A 15,923-nucleotide genomic window follows, 5' to 3' on the forward strand; every position below is an offset into this window, starting at 1 on the left:
GCAACGTTCGCGTTTGCGCAGCGTTGCGCCGCCAGGGACGGCGGCGGTACACGCGGGGGTTCATTCTAAAAACTACGATTGCAATTAAAGAAGGGGGTGATGCCGCGATGATGCGACTACCCAGGTTTGCATATCGCTCGGCGCGAACGGTAGAAGAGGCGCTGGGCTGGCTGAGCGAGTTTGAGGGCGGCATTGATAAAGACCCGGAGGCCCGCGCCATGTTGATGGCCGGGGGAACGGATGTGCTGCCCAACATGAAGCACCGCATCTTCACGCCGCAAGTCGTCGTCGGCTTGCGGGCCGTCTCTGCCCTGCGCGGCATCACTTACCATCCTGAGCATGGCCTGCGCATCGGCGCGGGCGTCACGCTCACCGAAGTGGCGCGTTCGCCGCTGGTTCAGCAGCATTATGCGGCGCTGGCCCAAGCAGCGGATAGCATTTCCACGCCGCAGCTTCGCCAGATGGGCACGATTGGCGGCAACCTCTGCCTGGACACGCGCTGCAACTATTACAACCAATCGGCGTTCTGGCGCAAGGCCCGCGATGGCTGCCTGAAGAAAGGCTCGGAGATTTGCCGCGTCGCGCCCAACGGCGAAGGCTGCTATGCCGTCTCGTCCTGCGACACCGCGCCCGCGCTCATGGCCTTTGGGGCAACCGTGCGCATCGCCTCGAGGGCGGGTGATCGCATCAGGCCCATTGCCGAACTGTATCACGATGATGGCATTCACCCGGTACGCCTGCACGACGGCGAAGTACTGACCGATATTTACCTGCCAGCCTCAAGCGCGGGCTGGCGCTCAGTCTACGAAAAGTATCGCGTGCGCGGCTCGTTCGACTTCCCCATTGCTAGCGTGGCCGCCGCTGCTCGTTTCGACGGCGATACCTGCGCCGACGTGCGCGTGGTGCTTCAGGCGGTGGCGACCCAACCATTACCCCTGCCAGAGGTCGAAACGATGCTGCGCGGGCAGCGATGGACGCCGGAACTGATCGAAAGCGCCGCAGAAAGCGCCTATCGCCTGGCCCATCCGATGGACAACACCCCTGGCACGATTGCCCTGCGCCGCCGGATGGTAAAATCATATACGCGCCGCGCGCTGGAGGCGCTCCTGGCACAGTAAGTACCATACATAGCAGCAGCGTCGCTCCTCTTGTTGAAAGGAAAAGGAAAGGGAACCATGAGTACAACCGCAGAACGAACCCTGGTCAACTATACCGCCACCGAAGGCATTGGCGTCATCGAGCTTACCAATCCCCCGGCCAACACCTACAGCTTCGAGATGATGAGTCAACTTGACGCGGCCATCTTGCAGGCTCGTTTCGATGAAAGCGTACATGTCTTGCTGGTGCGCGGCTCTGGCGAGAAGTTCTTCAGCGCGGGCGCGGAGATCAGCATGCTCAACGCGGTCACGCCGACTTTCAAGTATTATTTCTGCCTGCACGCCAACGAGACGCTGACGCGCCTGGAGCAGACGCCCAAGCTGGTCATCGCGGCGCTCAACGGGCACACTGTTGGCGGCGGCCTGGAGATCGCTCTGGCCTGCGACATTCGCATTGCGCGGCGGGGCGGCGGCAAAGTTGGCTTGCCGGAAGTCAATCTGGGCGTGCTGCCCGGCACCGGCGGCACCCAGCGGCTGGCGCGTGCGCTGCCCAAGAACAAAGCCATCGAACTGATGATCGAAGGCAAACTCATCAGCTTCGAGGATGCCCAGGAGTTGGGGCTGATCAACTATATTTATGAGTCGGAAGGCTACTGGGATCGGGTCATGGACTTCGCGCGCGGCTTCTGCCCCCCCAACAAAGCCGCCAAAGCCGTCGGGCGCATCAAGCGTTCGGTCCAGTCAGGGTCGGAAGTCGCCTTCTCCGAGGCGCTGGCGATTGAGCGAGAGTTGCAGCAGCTCCTCTTCCAGAGCGAAGACGCCAAAGAAGGCATTGCCGCTTATGTCGAAAAGCGGCAGGCGCAGTTCCAGGGTCGCTAGCCGACGGCTAAAGACCGCGCCTGGGGAGTGTGCAGGCGCGGTCTTACCCTTCTGCCTAAAATAACACGGGAGCAGCCTCATGACCATGCTGAGCCGTCTTGTCGGTCTACCACGACCCCGATCATCCTTCGGCGATTGCCCTCTCTGTAGCCAATTCATAACACCAGCCGCTGCAACATGTCAGAGAGTTCATCAACGGCGGGACGACGCGCAGGATCAGGCTCAAGACAGCCATCAACAGCCTGTGCGAACAGCGCCGGGACACGGCGATGCGAGCGAATTGACACCGCCCGGCGCTCCAGTTGGGGATACTTCATGCGCTTGTCATAGCCAGCAAACGGGCGCAAGCCGCTGGCAGCCTCAAAAAGAACCGCCCCTATCCCCCATACATCAGTGGCCGCGCTCACCAGATCGCCACGCGCCTGCTCCGGGGCCATGTAGATACGTGTCCCCGCGCCCCGGTGTCCCCGTCCAGGCGGGCGAGCAAGGCTCAGATCAAGCACTTTCGCCACTCCACAGGTAGAGATGATATTGGAAGGTTTCAGGTCCAGATGCAGCAGCCGGTGCAAGTGAAGATAACGCACCGCCGAACAGAGATGCAGGCCCAGGTACACCACATCCGAAAGTGGGAGCCGACGCCGCCTCTCATCCAGCAGCGCCTCAAGCGTGTCCCCTGTCAGCGTCTCCAGAATCATCATGGGATGTGGGGCTTCAATCACCTCATATGCGCGAACCAGATGCGGATGGCAGAACCGCTGGAGGAGCCGCCCTTCGCGGCGAAGCCTGCGCCGATCATCCAGGTCGTCCAGGCAATCCGCCCTCAGCGCCTTGGCGACACAGCTACAATGCCGCTCGTGGCTCCACACATCGTAAATATCGTAGGTGCGCGTGCGACGGAGATGGTCAACAACGCTGTAGCCAGGCGCAAGGAGCGTCCCCGCTGCCAGTGGCGGGATGTCCTCGCCAGCGTCATGCCTGTCATCGCTGCTTTTGTCTCTTAGGGAAGCCACCGGCGCCGCTGGCGCTTCCTGCTGCTCTTGTAGAAGCATTGTATCCCTCATAAGACTCTCACTCAGATGCTGCTAACCAGCGAAATTGACGTATCAGCGTGATGGAGTTTATAGAGTTTCGCGTAAGCGCCGTCTTGCTCTAGCAGTTCTTGATGGGTACCCCGTTCGATGATGCGCCCATGATCCAGCACCACAATCGCGCTCGCATCACGCACCATCATAAGCTGATGGGAAATTATGATCGTCGTCCTTCCGCTCATCAAGCGCCGGAGCAGTTCCAGAATATGCTGCCCCGACTCGACATCCAGGCCAGTGGTCGGCTCATCCAGCAGCAGAATGGGAGCATTCCGTATCAGCGCGCGAGCAATAGCGATCCGCTGGCGCTGCCCCCCGGAAAGGCGGCGGCCCTTCTGCCCCACGATGGTGTTGTACCCATCCGGCAGAGCGGTGATAAACTCATGCGCGTCGGCTGCCTGCGCCGCGCTGACAATCTCCTCATCTGTCGCCCCTGGTCGCCCATAGGCAATATTTTCCCGAATCGTGCCATCGAAGACCAGCGTCTCCTGAAGAAGAACGGCAACGTTCTCACGCAGCGCGTGCAGACTCAGGTCACACAGATCATGACTATCGAGCAGGATATGGCCCGTCGCTGGATCATAGAAGCGCAGCAGCAGCTTAGTCAGCGTTGATTTGCCCGCGCCGCTCGGCCCCACAAGCGCCAGAATCTCCCCTGGCTTGATCTGCAACGAGATCTCTGAAACCGCCTCATACTCCGTCCCTGGATAGCGAAATGACACCCCATCGAACCTGATAGTCCCTTCCGCTCGTTCCAGCGGCGTCGGGTCCGGGCGCTCTGTCACTCCAGGCTTCTGGTCAAGGAACTCGATGATTCGCTCGGCGCTGGCCGAAGCGGAAGAGAAAGAGTTGGCCTGGCTGGTAAGGCTGCGAATAGGGCTGTAGAGCTGGCTGATGTAGGCGATGAAGATAAGCAGACCGCCAATGGAAAGCTGCCCTCTGGTGAGTTCCCAGGTGCCCAGGCCCACAACGGCAAGCACACCGCCCAGTTCGATAATATCAACCAGCGGCCTATAGACCGCTTTGAGGCGGGTCGAGGCCATCTGCACAGCTACACGGCCCAGGTTCCCTTGATAGAAGCGATCAACCTCCTCGTCCTGGCGATTGTATGCCTGGACAAGCTGAGCATTGGAAAGGCTCTCCTCAGCAACAGCACTGATCGATCCACTCAAACGCCGCTGCTCGCGCGAGACGCGCTTAATCTTGCGCGAGAAATAGCGGGCAGCAAGCCAGAACAGCGGCGCGACACACAGCGTAATCAGCGCAAGCTCCCATTGGAGATAGAACAGCGCCCCAATAAAGAAGATAATCTGGAACAGGTAGGTAAGGATCGAGACAATCCCTGAAAGGACAAACTCCTCCACTGCTGAGCTATCACTGGTTAGCCGCGCAAGAATATCACCGAGTTGGCGCTGCTCGAAAAAATCGAGCGACAGCGTGTGCAGATGGCGAAAGAAGTTGGTGCGCAGTGACAGCAAAAAACGCTCCGCAACCCAGGTGGAAAGATACTGATCGCAAAAACTCACCAGGCCGTCCAGAAGGAGCAGGCTAAGATAAGCAAGTGCTATCCAACCAAAGAGTTCCAGATCGCGTGGCAGCAGTACCTCGTCCACCAGCAGCTTATACATCCAGATAGTAACCGTTTCTATGGCCGGGGCGAGGATCACAAAAAGCAAGATGGGCAAGAACCAGCGGCGGTATCCCCGCGTGTAGGGCCAGAAGCGCCGGAAGATTTGCCACACCGACAGCGCGGGCGCTGGAGCCACAGGTGATTGATCTGCCACTGCCTTTGCAGCGGCCCTGCCGCGCGTTACCCGAAATCCAGCCATCCATCCATCCCTTCAGGCAAGGAGTGATAGCAAGCCATTCGGCAGTGCTATCACTCCCTGTTTCTCGCAGAACGGTGTTACAGAAGCTTACCAGCGGTGCTTCTTCTTGTTCCTGGATTTCTTGCTGCTGCTGCTGCTGCTGCTACTGCTGCTGCTGTGGTGGACGCGATGTTTCTTATGTCTTTTCTTTTTGGGGTGGAAGTTGCAAAAGCTGCTCATATTTTTCTCCTTGATTCTAGAAATTGGTATAGTGTTTTATCTGGTAGATCACTTATCAGCATGTAAAGGGTCATTCTTGAGAAGAGACTCTCGGTTTTCATACCTCCTTTTCTGTTAAACTACTTTCTTCCGGCGCGTCAACCTGTGCGCCTATCTTCTCAGAGCCAGTCCTCCAGGCCATTGGCAGAAGCGCCTGTCCAGCAAGAACCACCTTTTCCAACGACCTGGAGTATCAGCAACCCGGCAGAACAGCCGTTCGGGCTGGGGATGGTGTGGCAACTTTTGTGCCAGATTTTAACAGTGTTTTAACAGCGCCCCCACAAGACCCCGATAGCGGGATAGAACGCTGCACTCTAACACTTGCTACGTTCACTCCTCTTGTATATAATCCCTTGCGTTTGGAAGACTCTGACACCAACCGTTCCATTTCCAGGCAATAAAGAGTATAATACTGGTCGTATCGTCCATGTAGTTAAGAAATAGGCTGGTTATGATAATACTGGTTCAGCTTAAATACTGCGTTCTTGCTACCTGCATCGCACGCCCCTGGCGTACCAGGACTTTTGGATGAGGGGGCCGGTCATGCTCGACTACGTGGGGCAGCAGCTTGGCAATTATCATCTGCTTCGCCTCCTCGGAGAAGGCGGCTACGCCAAGGTCTACCTGGGCCAGCACCACTATCTGAAGACCGAAGCAGCCATCAAAATCTTTCCCGTCTTCCTCACCGAGCAGGACCGACATGCCTTTCTCAGCGAGGCGCAAGTCATGGCCCGGCTCATCCATCCTCATATTGTCCGTATCTTGGAAGGCAGTATTGAGCAAGGTACCCCTTTTTTGGTCATGGATTATGCCCCCAACGGCACCCTCAGAGATCGCCACCCCGCAGGTGAGCAACTCCCGCCTGAAATGGTGTTGGATTATGTCAAACATGTCGCCGCCGCCTTGCGCTACGCGCATCAGCAGCAGTTGATTCACCGCGACATCAAGCCAGGAAATCTTCTGCTCGGACGACATCAAGAGGTGCTGCTCAGCGATTTTGGGCTGGCCGTAGCCATCCAACGCTCACACACCCAGCCGCGCTCTGCGGTAGCAGGCACTGTAGCCTACATGGCCCCTGAACAGATTGACGGCAGACCTTGCCCGCCAAGCGACCAATACTCCTTGGGCATCGTCATTTATGAATGGCTGAGCGGCACGTGGCCCTTTCTCGGCACAGTGAGTGATATTGTAGCTCAGCACTTGAAGCGACCTCCGCCTTCGCTGCGTGCCAGAGCGCCTCATCTCACCGAAGCTATCGAGCAGGTCGTTCTACGCTCTCTGGCAAAAAATCCGCAGGACCGCTTTCCTTCTGTCCAGGAGTTCTCAAGCGCCCTGGAGCGGGCTATCCTGCAAGATAGGCCGCGCCGTTTAATCAAGCGCCCCTCTTTTTCAAGCACGCAGCCCAAAGTGACGCCAAACCTGCTTCCTCTGTATCGAAACCCTGCCCCCTCTGATGATGCAGCGAGTGCCGCATCCGACCAATCCGCTCCAGCAGCGCCCGCAAGGAAGCCGCGTTCACCCACTCCTCCCACCACGCCCGCGCCCCAGGAATCCAGGGCATCAGCCGCGCTGCACCCTCCGCCGGAGGTCAAACCTGCGCCAGGGACAACCCTGCTCATCTATCGCGGGCATACCAACACAGTGACATCGCTGGCCTGGTCGCCCAAGGGAAAACATCTGGCCTCCGGCTCCTGGGACGCCACCGTCCAGGTGTGGGACATAGCAACCGGCAGCCGCATCGTGAAATATCAGGGACACACCTCAAGGGTCACAGCCGTCTCCTGGTCGCTCGATAAAAAGCATCTGGCATCTGGAAGTGATGATGGCCTGGTGCAGGTGTGGGATGCGGTGAGCGGGCAAACCCTCCACACCTATCGCGGGCACACGCGCGCTATTACGGCTCTTGCCTGGTCACTCGATGGAACCTACCTGGCTTCAGCAGGCGCCGATCAGACCGTTCACCTCTGGAAGCCGACTTCCCAGCGAAAGCCGCTGATCTACAAAGGCCACCACGCCATCGTGGAGATCATATTGTGGTCGGCTGATCGGAAGCGTATTACTACTGTGGGCCGCGATCAGACGGTACAGAATTGGGATGCTGCCAGCGGCGGCAATGTCTTTATGTCCCCTCACAATCCCGACGCCCCCGCCCGCGCCACCGCCTGGTCGCCCGACGGGAAAATGCTTGCCAGCGGCAGCGAAGACGGACGTGTCACCATGCGAGCCGCCATCTCCAACATGCTCCTGTTCACCTACCGTGAACACACGCAGAAGGTGCTGGTGGTTGGATGGTCTCCTGATGGCGCCTGTGTCGCCTCCGGCAGCGCCGATCAAACAGTACACGTCTGGCAGGCGCAATAAATACTTCATCAGAGCGATCTGGCAACGAGAAAGGCGGAGCACCCGTGAGCGATTTCCATCAAGAGGTGCGTTTTGGCGGGAACGTCGATCCTACCGCGAACGATCCAGGCTGGCCCTTGCTGCTGACTCGCGCGATTGAGCAAGCGGGGTTGGAATACATCGGCATTCAGGACCACCCCTACAACACGGGCTTTCTGGACACCTGGACCTTGATCGCCACGCTCCTCCAGGCCACGGAGCGAGTACATATCTTCCCCAATGTCGCTAATCTGCCTCTGCGCCCTCCCGCTATGCTGGCGAAGGCGGCGGCAACGCTGGATGTCCTCAGCGGCGGGCGCGTGGAGCTTGGCCTGGGCGCGGGCGCGTTTCTGGCTGGCATAGAAGCGATGGGAGGGCCAGGCCGCAGCAAAGGCGAGTCCATCGAGGCTTTGGAAGAGGCCGCGCAGATCATCAAGGGTTTCTGGAGCGGCAGCCCTGGCCTGCGCTTCGCGGGCAGGCACTATACCATCAAAGGCGCGCGCCCTGGTCCACGCCCGGCGCATCCCATCGGTCTCTGGCTGGGCGTCTATGGCCCGCGTGGGCTGGGGCTGACGGGACGCCTGGCTGATGGCTGGCTTCCCAGCAGCTCCTACGCCCCACCGGAACGCCTGCCAGAGATGCAGCAGCGCATCACCGACGCCGCCCTGTCCGCTGGCCGCCAGCCCCAGGCGGTTCGCCGACTCTACAACATCATGGGCCTTATCACCGATGGCCCCAGGCAAGGGTTCCTCACTGGCCCTGTAGACTATTGGGTTGACGAACTCACGCGCCTGGCCGTTGAGGTCGGGATGGACACCTTCATCTATTGGCCCGCCGATGACCGCCTGCGCCAGTTGGAGCGTTTCGCCGCCGAGGTAGCGCCTGCCGCGCGAACGCAGATCGCCCAGGCACGCGCCACCTCCTGAAAACCTCGCGTGTACTGCCGCCGAGACGGCGTTCAGCGGGATACGATATTATCCGTGTCTCTTGGCCTCGACAGATTCTGCTGTCTTCTGGCTTGCAGGCGCGCCCCTCATCAATGCTTTTCGCTCACGCAGTTCTTGCAGCCATTCCTCTGGCGCATCTGTGACACCGACAGCCCCGCCGATGGGTTCATCCAGATCCCACAGGAAGAGGGCTGTAGTAATGACCAGAAATCCCATACCGAACTGCGTCTCAATCGTGACCAGCGAGTTTCCCATGTGAAATAAGTGGAACGACAAGAGCACAAGCGCCGAGATCGCAAAATAGAGGATGCGAATACTCAGGGCAATCTGCTTGGGAGCCTCGACTAGAAAGGTTTCCTTATCGCCTTTATGGACCGCCTCCTCCACCTTTTTCAACTCATCATCGGCCCTGGCTAAAAACCAGGCGGAAAAAAAGACCCACCCGACAAACAAATTGAGGACATAGGTGCTGACGGCTACCTCATCCTCTTTTCCTCCCTCTGTCAGCGGATTCATCACAAAGATGAACAGCAGGACATTGGCAATACCAGCAGCCAGGCCAATCAACAGCATGACCGAGAGAGGACGCCAGGAATCTCGAAATTTCATGTAAAAAAACCTCCCCTTCATAATACAGAGACGGCGTCCATAGTATATAAGGAACTGAGCTTTCCAACAAGAGGGTATTTCGGCTAGCTGGCGGGCGCGTAGCGCGCGATAAAGTTCAGAAGCAGTTGGATCAGGCTGGCGCCATTTTCCGTCCCGAAAATGGCGGTCCCATGCGCCACTCCAGGATACATCCGAAGCTGCTTTGGCTCTGTGGCAATCGTATACATGTGGGTGGTCTGGTCAGCGTAATCGTCGTACTCGCTGTTCACAAAAAGTTTAGGGGCGCTGATCGCCTGCACATCGCTATCGCTGAGCGGGAAAGGCGACCACTGCTGCGGAGCAGAGAGGGTAATCAGGGCGGTGACTGGCTCGGTGGCGGCCACTTTGAGCGAAGCTGATCCGCCCATGCTCGAACCCATCAGGACGATCTTCGTCGCTCCTTGCTGACGCGCAAACCCTACCGCCGCGCGCAGGTCCACATCCAGAACGCTCAGATCGCTCACCCCCAACGAATCGCCATAGCCGCGAAAGTCATAGGCCAGCGCCAGATACCCAAGCTGGGCCAGGCGCTGTGGCATGCCGCTGTCGCGCCAGATAGCCTTCGTGGTGAACAACTCGTGCGAGCAGATGATTGCCGTTTTGCCCCGCCCATAGAGCAGGCCGGCAAGCCGAACATGGTCCGAGGTCATGAAATGCACCAGGCGCGCGGCGACGGTGGGAATGGTTGGCGTCGGCGTGATGCCCGGCGTCGGCGTTGGCGTTGGGCTGAGCGCCGCCACAGACCCGGCAGGCGTCCCTGAACCGCAAGCGGCAAGCAGAAACAGAAAGATCAGCAGCGGCCATCGGCTGGTACGATTCATGTGGGCATCCTCCTGAGTTATCTTTTCACACAAAAGACAACAAGCCGCTGCTCTTGCGAGCCGGGTCAGCTTTTGCTACAATGCAAATAAGTGATATAGCACAACAGTGCTATATATCAAGAGTATTCTATTTCAATATTGATATATCAAAGCAGAGTATATCCCGCTGTTCGGCCCGTGTCAAGTTGTTAAGAGGAGGCGCGCTATTATTACCCTGAGCTATGCCCTGCTGGGGCTTCTTGCTCGCAGCCATCGCTCCGGCTACGACCTTGCCCGGTTGATGAAAGAGCCAATCGGCTTCTTCTGGCACGCGCTGCCGGGGCAGATTTATCCAGAGCTAGCCCGGTTGGAAGCGGCGGGACTGGTAACGCACCAACGCATCGAGCAGGAGGACAGACCAGACAAGAAGCTGTTTATGATCACGGAAGCTGGGCGGGTGGCGCTGCGAGAATGGGTGACAACCCCGGTCCATGTCGCCCCTGACCGCGATGAGTTGATGCTCAAAGCGTTTTCCGTGTGGCTGACTGATCCGGATCAAGGCATCCCGTTCTTTCGGGGTCAGGCGGCGTATCACGCCCAGCGCCTGGCAAAGTATGAGCAGATCGAGGCCAGACTAAAGCAGACGAGCGCGGCGCGTCTGCGCCAGACGGATACGCCAGAGTTCGCCTCGTATGCCACGCTGCAACGAGGGCTGGAATATGAGCGCAGCTACGCTGCCTGGTGTAGTTGGATGGCTGAGATGCTCGAACAGGCAGCACAGCAGGCCAGAGAAACAGGCTCGTCAAGGCTATAGCGCCAGATGAAAGGGGCCATCCGGCGCCAGGAATGGTCAAGGGTGACGTGGCCGCACAGGATGTCCCGCGTTGCGGGCGAGGACGCCATGAGTGGCTTCCAGCACGTCCAGCGCCAACCGGGCCGGGCGCGTCTGCTCCGCCAGAGGTAAGGCGACTACCACAATCCCATTGTTATAGGTCACGTTCGCCAGCGTTCCATCCACAGCATGGGGAAGCTCCAGCTCTCGATAGTAGCCGCCTGGCCGCCATTCGTTGACAAGCTGCTGCTTGATCCCCTTCAATTCCCCGCGCCAGCGGCTCTGGAGAATCAGCCGATTCTCACCCGTGATCTCAACCGAGATGTCTTCCGGCTCTACTCCAGGCATCGGCGTCGCTACCATCAAGCGATCTGCGCTACGATAAACTTTAACGAGGATATGCTGGAGAACAGATGGGTCTGGCATGTATCCCTCCCGGCTCAAGTGGTCACGCGCGCTGAAAACGAAGGACTGACATAAGCATACCATACTAAACCCTGTTGAATGCGAGAGGCAGCCAGTGGTACCCCTCCTCGCCAGCGAGGAGGGGTAAAGATGCGTTGACGTCAGGTGGGGAGATTACCTCTGGGGGATTATCCTTGGCGGGATGACCGTTGGGGGAATGACCGTTGAAGGAAGCCGCAGCTCCGAGAAGAGCTTTTGTTGTTTACGCAGGATATAATACATCAGTAAGCAGAGGGTGAGAAAAATGAGAAAGCGGGGAAAAAGAGGCGAGGAGAGATGCTTTGAGGCGCGATGCCAACCGGGTAGATGCAGCGTGCGGGCCATGAGAGAAACCTCCCTGAAGCGATTTTCATATTTCTTATATAACTATCTCTAGCGTATCGGTTCTTTTGTGTCTTTGCATCATCCTTCCTACGTAGTAAGACTACTCCTTCTTGCTTAGTCTGACAGAAACTGGCTCCCTCACACAGATCACCATAAAAAACCTCTTGCTGAGAGCGGAGGATGAAGCTAGCCCGCTCAAGTGGTATGATGAACATACCTGCTGATCTGGGCGATGGCGCAATTTGTGCGCATCTGGTCCGCCAAGTGCATATCCTGGAGTGAGGCAACCGAGTGCGGGCTACCTCCGAAGGGGCAGTTCTGCGCAGTTCTCTAAAAGGGAGTGAAAGATGGCAACTGTGCAAGAGTGGCATGAGCTTGCCCAGCAGCTTCGCGTTGATAGCATTCGCTCTACGACGAAGGCTGGCTCAGGGCATCCAACGTCCTCGATGTCGGCGGCTGATTTGATGGCGGTTCTGTTGAGCAGTTATCTGCGCTACGATTTTGACAATCCGCAGAACCCGAACAACGACCATTTGATTTTCTCCAAGGGTCACGCTTCCCCGCTGCTGTATGCTCTGTATAAAGCCGCCGGGGCCATTTCGGAGGAAGAGTTGATGACCCTGCGCACGTTTGGCAGCCGATTGGAGGGGCATCCTACACCCGCGCTGCCCTGGGTGGATGTAGCAACGGGATCGCTGGGCCAGGGGCTGCCTATTGGCGTGGGCATTGCGCTGTCGGGCAAGTATCTGGAGAAGCTGCCCTATCGTATCTGGGTCGTGCTGGGCGACAGCGAGATGGCCGAAGGCTCCGTCTGGGAGGCGTTCGATCACGCCAGCCATTACCGGCTGAATAACCTGATCGCCATTCTGGATATGAACCGGCTGGGCCAGCGCGGCGAAACCGAGCTTGGTTGGAACAGCCGCGCCTATGCGGATCGCGCTCGCGCCTTTGGCTGGGAAAGCATCGAGATTAACGGTCATAACTTCGAGGAGATCAACAAGGCGTACAGCACGGCGGCGAACGCCCAGGGGAGCGCGCCAACGTTGATCGTGGCTCAGACGGTGAAGGGCAAAGGCTTTTCAGAGATTGAGAACAAAAACGGCTGGCATGGCAAGGCGCTGCCCCCGGACATGGCCGAACAGGCAATCAAAGGGCTGGGCGGCGAGCGGCATCTGATTGTCAAGCCCCAGGCGCCCGCGCCAATGAAAGAGGCTCCCCACCCGGCAGCGCCAGTGCCTCAATTGCCCAGCTACGAGGTTGGCTTGGCGCTTGCCACGCGCAAAGCCTATGGAGAGGCGTTGAAGGCGCTGGGCGCGGCGCGGCCAGACGTGGTGGCGCTGGACGGCGAAGTGAGCAACTCGACGTTTGCCGAGGATTTTGCCCGCGCTTACCCAGATCGCTTTTTCGAGATGTATATCGCGGAGCAGCAGATGGTAGCGGCGGCGGTTGGCCTGAGCGTGCGTCATTGGACGCCGTTCGCCTCGACGTTCGCGGCGTTCTTCACGCGCGCTTACGACTTTATTCGCATGGCCGCCGTTTCACAAGCGAATCTTCGCCTCGTTGGCTCGCACGCGGGCGTCTCTATCGGCGAAGATGGCCCGTCGCAGATGGCGCTGGAAGACCTGGCAATGATGCGCGCGGTGGGCGGCAGCAAAGTGTTGTACCCCTGCGATGCGAATCAGACCGTCCGGCTGGTGGCAGCGATGGCCGATCAGCGCGGCATCAGCTTCCTGCGCACGACCCGTGAGAAGACACCGATCATCTATCCAGCCCATGAACTCTTCCCTATTGGGGGCAGCAAAGTGGTGCGCCGCTCGGACAGCGACGAAGTGACGGTGGTGGCGGCAGGCATCACCCTGCATGAAGCCCTAAAAGCTTATGACCAACTGAAGGGCGAGGGCGTGGCGATTCGGGTGATTGACGCCTACTCCGTCAAGCCCATTGATGGGCAGACGCTGCTGGAGGCGGCGCGAGCCACTGGCGGCAGACTGGTGACGGTGGAAGATCACTGGATAGAAGGCGGCCTGGGCGACGCGACGCTGGAGGCGCTGGCGGGCGCTGGCCTGCCTCATCTGCGCGTGACCAAGCTGGCCGTGACGAACATGCCCGGCTCCGGCAAGCCAGAAGAACTGATGGCTGCCGCTGGCATTGACGCCAGCCACATCGTTGAGGCTGCTCGCGCGCTCAAGAGCGTGGCTGTGGCGAGCGACTGATGCAGAGGGGAAGGCTTTAGAGCGGCGCGATAGTCAGCGAATCAATCTCCAACCACTGCGGCCCGGCGTTGAGCGTGCCGAAGTGTAACGCGCCGCGCGGGGTGGCGATGGCGTACTGGTTATCAATCCAGGCGACGAAGCCAAGCGGGCCGCGCGGCGGGTTGGGCGCGGTAAAGACGAGCGAGCCATCCACCCAGAAGCGAGCCTCTTCGCGCCGCCATTCCAGCCGGTAATCGTGCCAGGTGGTAAGATCAGTATCAAGGACGCTTTCACGCGCGCCGCTCAAACGCTGCACCCACTGCGCCGCCGGAGCTTGATCGCCGCTGACCCGCGCCCAGGCGACGGCGGCCAGTGTGGGGAGTCCGGCGGCCAGCGCGCCCACGCGCTGCGCGTGAACGATCTGCGCTTTCCAGCCCCAGCCAGGGTTGCCGGGAACCAGCCGCATCTGCGAGGGCGGCGAAGCGTAGAAGAACCAGACGGCATCGGGCAGACGTAAGACCTGGCCGCGCGTGGAAAAGGGGAGGTTCCAGAAGCCAAAGCCAGCGGTACCCACCAGTGCAAAGCGGCCTCCGGTGCCGTTGGGGTGCGCGGCGGGATGCGAAGCGCGGGCGCGCGCCTCCATACGCAGGGGCGGATGCCAGGGATAGCTGGCGCGTTTCAGGCGCGCGTAGTCGTCTATCTGGGCGTCGGTATAGCGCCCTTCGGTGGCCTGATCGAAAGACAGGCGCAGGATGGATGAGGCACAGGCCACCTCTCCTCCGTTAATGCGGCTGGGCGTCCAGCGCGCGTCAAGTGGTTCGCCGTCGAAATCGTCACGCACGCGAGCCAGTTCCTCCTGTCCAGTTTCGCTGTCATCATACTATACGATCCAAGAAGGAGCTTATCTATGCCGCGTTCTGCGCGTCACCCTACTGTTTCGCTGAAGCCGCGCCGGGAAGCGCCGCTGCTGGCCGGACACGCCTGGGTTTTTTCGGGGGCTATTCACCAGCTTTCGCGCCCGGCTGAACCCGGTGAGATAGTGGACGTGCGCGCGGCTGAGGGCGCGTTTATCGGGCGCGGCTATTATCATCCCCGGACCGATATTGCTGTGCGCCTCTTGACCCGCGATCCTGATGAGACGATTGATGCCGCGTTTCTGCGGCGGATCATCCGGCAGGCGGCAATGCTGCGCGAGGCGCTTGACTATGACCGCACGAACGCTTTCCGACTGATCAACTCAGAGGGGGATGGTCTGCCGGGGGTCATTATAGATAGCTATGCTGGCTATCTGGTCGCTCAGATTTCGACAGCCGGAATGGAGCGGCTGCGCGAGCCATTGGTCCAGGCGCTGGTGGAAGACATGCAGCCGCGCGGCGTGCTGCTGCGCAATGACGCCAGCGGGCGGGCGCGCGAAGGGCTGCGCCGCGAACCGCCAGCAGTGGTCGCTGGCGAGATACCGGAACAGATCGAAATCTGCGAGCATGGTTTGCGCTTCCTGGTAGACCCCCGCCTGGGGCAGAAAACGGGCTTCTTTCTGGATCAGCGAGATAAACGCCTGGCCCTTCAGAAATATGCGACGGGGCGAAACGTGCTGAACTGCTTCAGCTATACCAGCGCGTTTGGCGTCTATGCCGCTGTGACCAGCCCCCAAACGCGGGTGACGAGCGTGGATACGTCAGCGCCCGCGCTGGAAGCGGCGCGAGCCAACTTCGCGCTGAACGGCCTGGACCCCGAGCGGCATGCCTTTGTGGCCGCTGACGTGTTCGATTTTCTGGAAGCGGCCCTGGAGCGCGGCGAACGCTATGATGTTGTTGTGCTGGACCCGCCAGCCTTCGCCAAAAGCCAGGGGGCCAGAATCCAGGCGCTGCGCGCCTACCGGCGGCTCAATACGCTGGGCATGCAGGCGCTGGAGCCAGGAGGCATCTTGCTGAGCTGCTCGTGTTCGGGGGCTGTTAGTCTGGATGATCTGCTGTTTCAATACCCTCGAAGCGGGTCGTACCAGAAATCCTCATCACCAGCAGCGCCAGGCGCCATTCTACCATCTGCCGCGCAACGTGTGGGGCGCAAAGTTCAACTGCTGGAGGTCTTTGGGCATGGTTTCGATCACCCGATCAACCTGGCAATGCCCGAAACCGCCTACCTGAAGGCGGTTTTCTGTCGCCTGCGCTAGTGGGATGCGCGCACCTGC

General features: G+C 59.4%; 14 protein-coding genes. 8 read left to right on the plus strand and 6 right to left on the minus strand.

Annotation, left to right across the window (positions count from 1 at the left end; all coding sequences use genetic code 11):
• Positions 1-107: 107 nt before the first annotated feature.
• Positions 108-1,118: an FAD binding domain-containing protein gene (locus VH599_21135; protein HEY7350828.1), complete on the plus strand. Its 1,011-nt coding sequence runs from the start codon at positions 108-110 to the stop codon at positions 1,116-1,118.
• A gap of 57 nt (positions 1,119-1,175) precedes the next feature.
• The gene (locus tag VH599_21140) at positions 1,176-1,976 is read left to right on the plus strand and encodes an enoyl-CoA hydratase-related protein (protein HEY7350829.1); all 801 of its coding nucleotides are present in this window, start codon (positions 1,176-1,178) and stop codon (positions 1,974-1,976) included.
• Positions 1,977-2,131: 155 nt separating this feature from the next.
• Here VH599_21140 and VH599_21145 read toward each other — a convergent pair whose 3' ends face one another.
• Together VH599_21145 and VH599_21150 are read right to left on the minus strand one after the other, a co-directional pair.
• Positions 2,132-3,025 carry a protein kinase gene (locus VH599_21145; GenBank protein ID HEY7350830.1) on the minus strand — a complete coding sequence of 298 codons (894 nt, stop codon included), beginning with the start codon at positions 3,023-3,025 and terminating at the stop codon, positions 2,132-2,134.
• Between the two features lie 23 nt (positions 3,026-3,048).
• On the minus strand, positions 3,049-4,890 hold the full coding sequence (locus tag VH599_21150) for an ABC transporter ATP-binding protein (GenBank protein ID HEY7350831.1): 1,842 nt from the start codon (positions 4,888-4,890) through the stop codon (positions 3,049-3,051).
• Positions 4,891-4,986: 96 nt separating this feature from the next.
• Here VH599_21150 and VH599_21155 point away from each other — a divergent pair, with 96 nt between their 5' ends.
• The 3 genes from VH599_21155 (at position 4,987) to VH599_21165 (ending at position 8,453) form a co-directional block, all read left to right on the plus strand.
• Positions 4,987-5,175 carry a hypothetical protein gene (locus VH599_21155; protein HEY7350832.1) on the plus strand — a complete coding sequence of 63 codons (189 nt, stop codon included), beginning with the start codon at positions 4,987-4,989 and terminating at the stop codon, positions 5,173-5,175.
• 516 nt (positions 5,176-5,691) lie between these two features.
• Entirely contained in the window at positions 5,692-7,509 is a 1,818-nt protein-coding gene (locus tag VH599_21160) for a serine/threonine-protein kinase (GenBank protein ID HEY7350833.1), read from the plus strand.
• 44 nt (positions 7,510-7,553) lie between these two features.
• The gene (locus VH599_21165) at positions 7,554-8,453 is read left to right on the plus strand and encodes an LLM class flavin-dependent oxidoreductase (protein ID HEY7350834.1); all 900 of its coding nucleotides are present in this window, start codon (positions 7,554-7,556) and stop codon (positions 8,451-8,453) included.
• 48 nt (positions 8,454-8,501) lie between these two features.
• On the opposite strand, the gene VH599_21170 is transcribed toward VH599_21165, so the two are convergent.
• Both VH599_21170 and VH599_21175 read right to left on the minus strand, forming a co-directional pair.
• Positions 8,502-9,083, minus strand: coding sequence for a hypothetical protein (locus VH599_21170; GenBank protein HEY7350835.1), 582 nt, complete (start codon positions 9,081-9,083; stop codon positions 8,502-8,504).
• Positions 9,084-9,166: 83 nt separating this feature from the next.
• Positions 9,167-9,943: an alpha/beta hydrolase gene (locus VH599_21175; GenBank protein HEY7350836.1), complete on the minus strand. Its 777-nt coding sequence runs from the start codon at positions 9,941-9,943 to the stop codon at positions 9,167-9,169.
• Between the two features lie 229 nt (positions 9,944-10,172).
• Here VH599_21175 and VH599_21180 point away from each other — a divergent pair, with 229 nt between their 5' ends.
• Complete coding sequence (locus VH599_21180; GenBank protein ID HEY7350837.1) at positions 10,173-10,736, plus strand: PadR family transcriptional regulator; 564 nt, start codon at positions 10,173-10,175, stop codon at positions 10,734-10,736.
• Between the two features lie 36 nt (positions 10,737-10,772).
• On the opposite strand, the gene VH599_21185 is transcribed toward VH599_21180, so the two are convergent.
• The gene (locus VH599_21185) at positions 10,773-11,180 is read right to left on the minus strand and encodes an Hsp20/alpha crystallin family protein (protein HEY7350838.1); all 408 of its coding nucleotides are present in this window, start codon (positions 11,178-11,180) and stop codon (positions 10,773-10,775) included.
• A 710-nt stretch (positions 11,181-11,890) separates the two neighbouring features.
• Here VH599_21185 and VH599_21190 point away from each other — a divergent pair.
• A complete protein-coding gene (locus VH599_21190) occupies positions 11,891-13,756 on the plus strand; it encodes a transketolase (protein ID HEY7350839.1) in 1,866 nt (621 codons plus the stop codon).
• Between the two features lie 16 nt (positions 13,757-13,772).
• Here the strand turns inward: VH599_21190 and VH599_21195 are convergent, their stop codons facing one another.
• Positions 13,773-14,576, minus strand: coding sequence for a hypothetical protein (locus tag VH599_21195; GenBank protein HEY7350840.1), 804 nt, complete (start codon positions 14,574-14,576; stop codon positions 13,773-13,775).
• A gap of 66 nt (positions 14,577-14,642) precedes the next feature.
• Between VH599_21195 and VH599_21200 the strand changes: the two genes are divergently transcribed.
• The gene (locus tag VH599_21200; GenBank protein HEY7350841.1) at positions 14,643-15,905 is read left to right on the plus strand and encodes a class I SAM-dependent rRNA methyltransferase; all 1,263 of its coding nucleotides are present in this window, start codon (positions 14,643-14,645) and stop codon (positions 15,903-15,905) included.
• Positions 15,906-15,923: the final 18 nt, after the last annotated feature.

The sequence above is a fragment of the Ktedonobacterales bacterium genome, assembly GCA_036557285.1.
In the GTDB taxonomy this organism is placed as follows: domain Bacteria; phylum Chloroflexota; class Ktedonobacteria; order Ktedonobacterales; family DATBGS01; genus DATBHW01.

Bases quoted from the DNA above. Each gene is read 5' to 3' on its own strand.
- VH599_21145 (HEY7350830.1), bottom strand. From the start codon at position 3,025: ATGCTTCTACAAGAGCAGCAGGAAGCGCCAGCGGCGCCGGTGGCTTCC.
- VH599_21150 (HEY7350831.1), bottom strand. From the start codon at position 4,890: ATGGCTGGATTTCGGGTAACGCGCGGCAGGGCCGCTGCAAAGGCAGTG.
- VH599_21185 (HEY7350838.1), bottom strand. From the start codon at position 11,180: ATGCCAGACCCATCTGTTCTCCAGCATATCCTCGTTAAAGTTTATCGT.
- VH599_21135 (HEY7350828.1), top strand. From the start codon at position 108: ATGATGCGACTACCCAGGTTTGCATATCGCTCGGCGCGAACGGTAGAA.
- VH599_21190 (HEY7350839.1), top strand. From the start codon at position 11,891: ATGGCAACTGTGCAAGAGTGGCATGAGCTTGCCCAGCAGCTTCGCGTT.
- VH599_21140 (HEY7350829.1), top strand. From the start codon at position 1,176: ATGAGTACAACCGCAGAACGAACCCTGGTCAACTATACCGCCACCGAA.
- VH599_21200 (HEY7350841.1), top strand. From the start codon at position 14,643: ATGCCGCGTTCTGCGCGTCACCCTACTGTTTCGCTGAAGCCGCGCCGG.
- VH599_21175 (HEY7350836.1), bottom strand. From the start codon at position 9,943: ATGAATCGTACCAGCCGATGGCCGCTGCTGATCTTTCTGTTTCTGCTT.
- VH599_21170 (HEY7350835.1), bottom strand. From the start codon at position 9,083: ATGAAATTTCGAGATTCCTGGCGTCCTCTCTCGGTCATGCTGTTGATT.
- VH599_21160 (HEY7350833.1), top strand. From the start codon at position 5,692: ATGCTCGACTACGTGGGGCAGCAGCTTGGCAATTATCATCTGCTTCGC.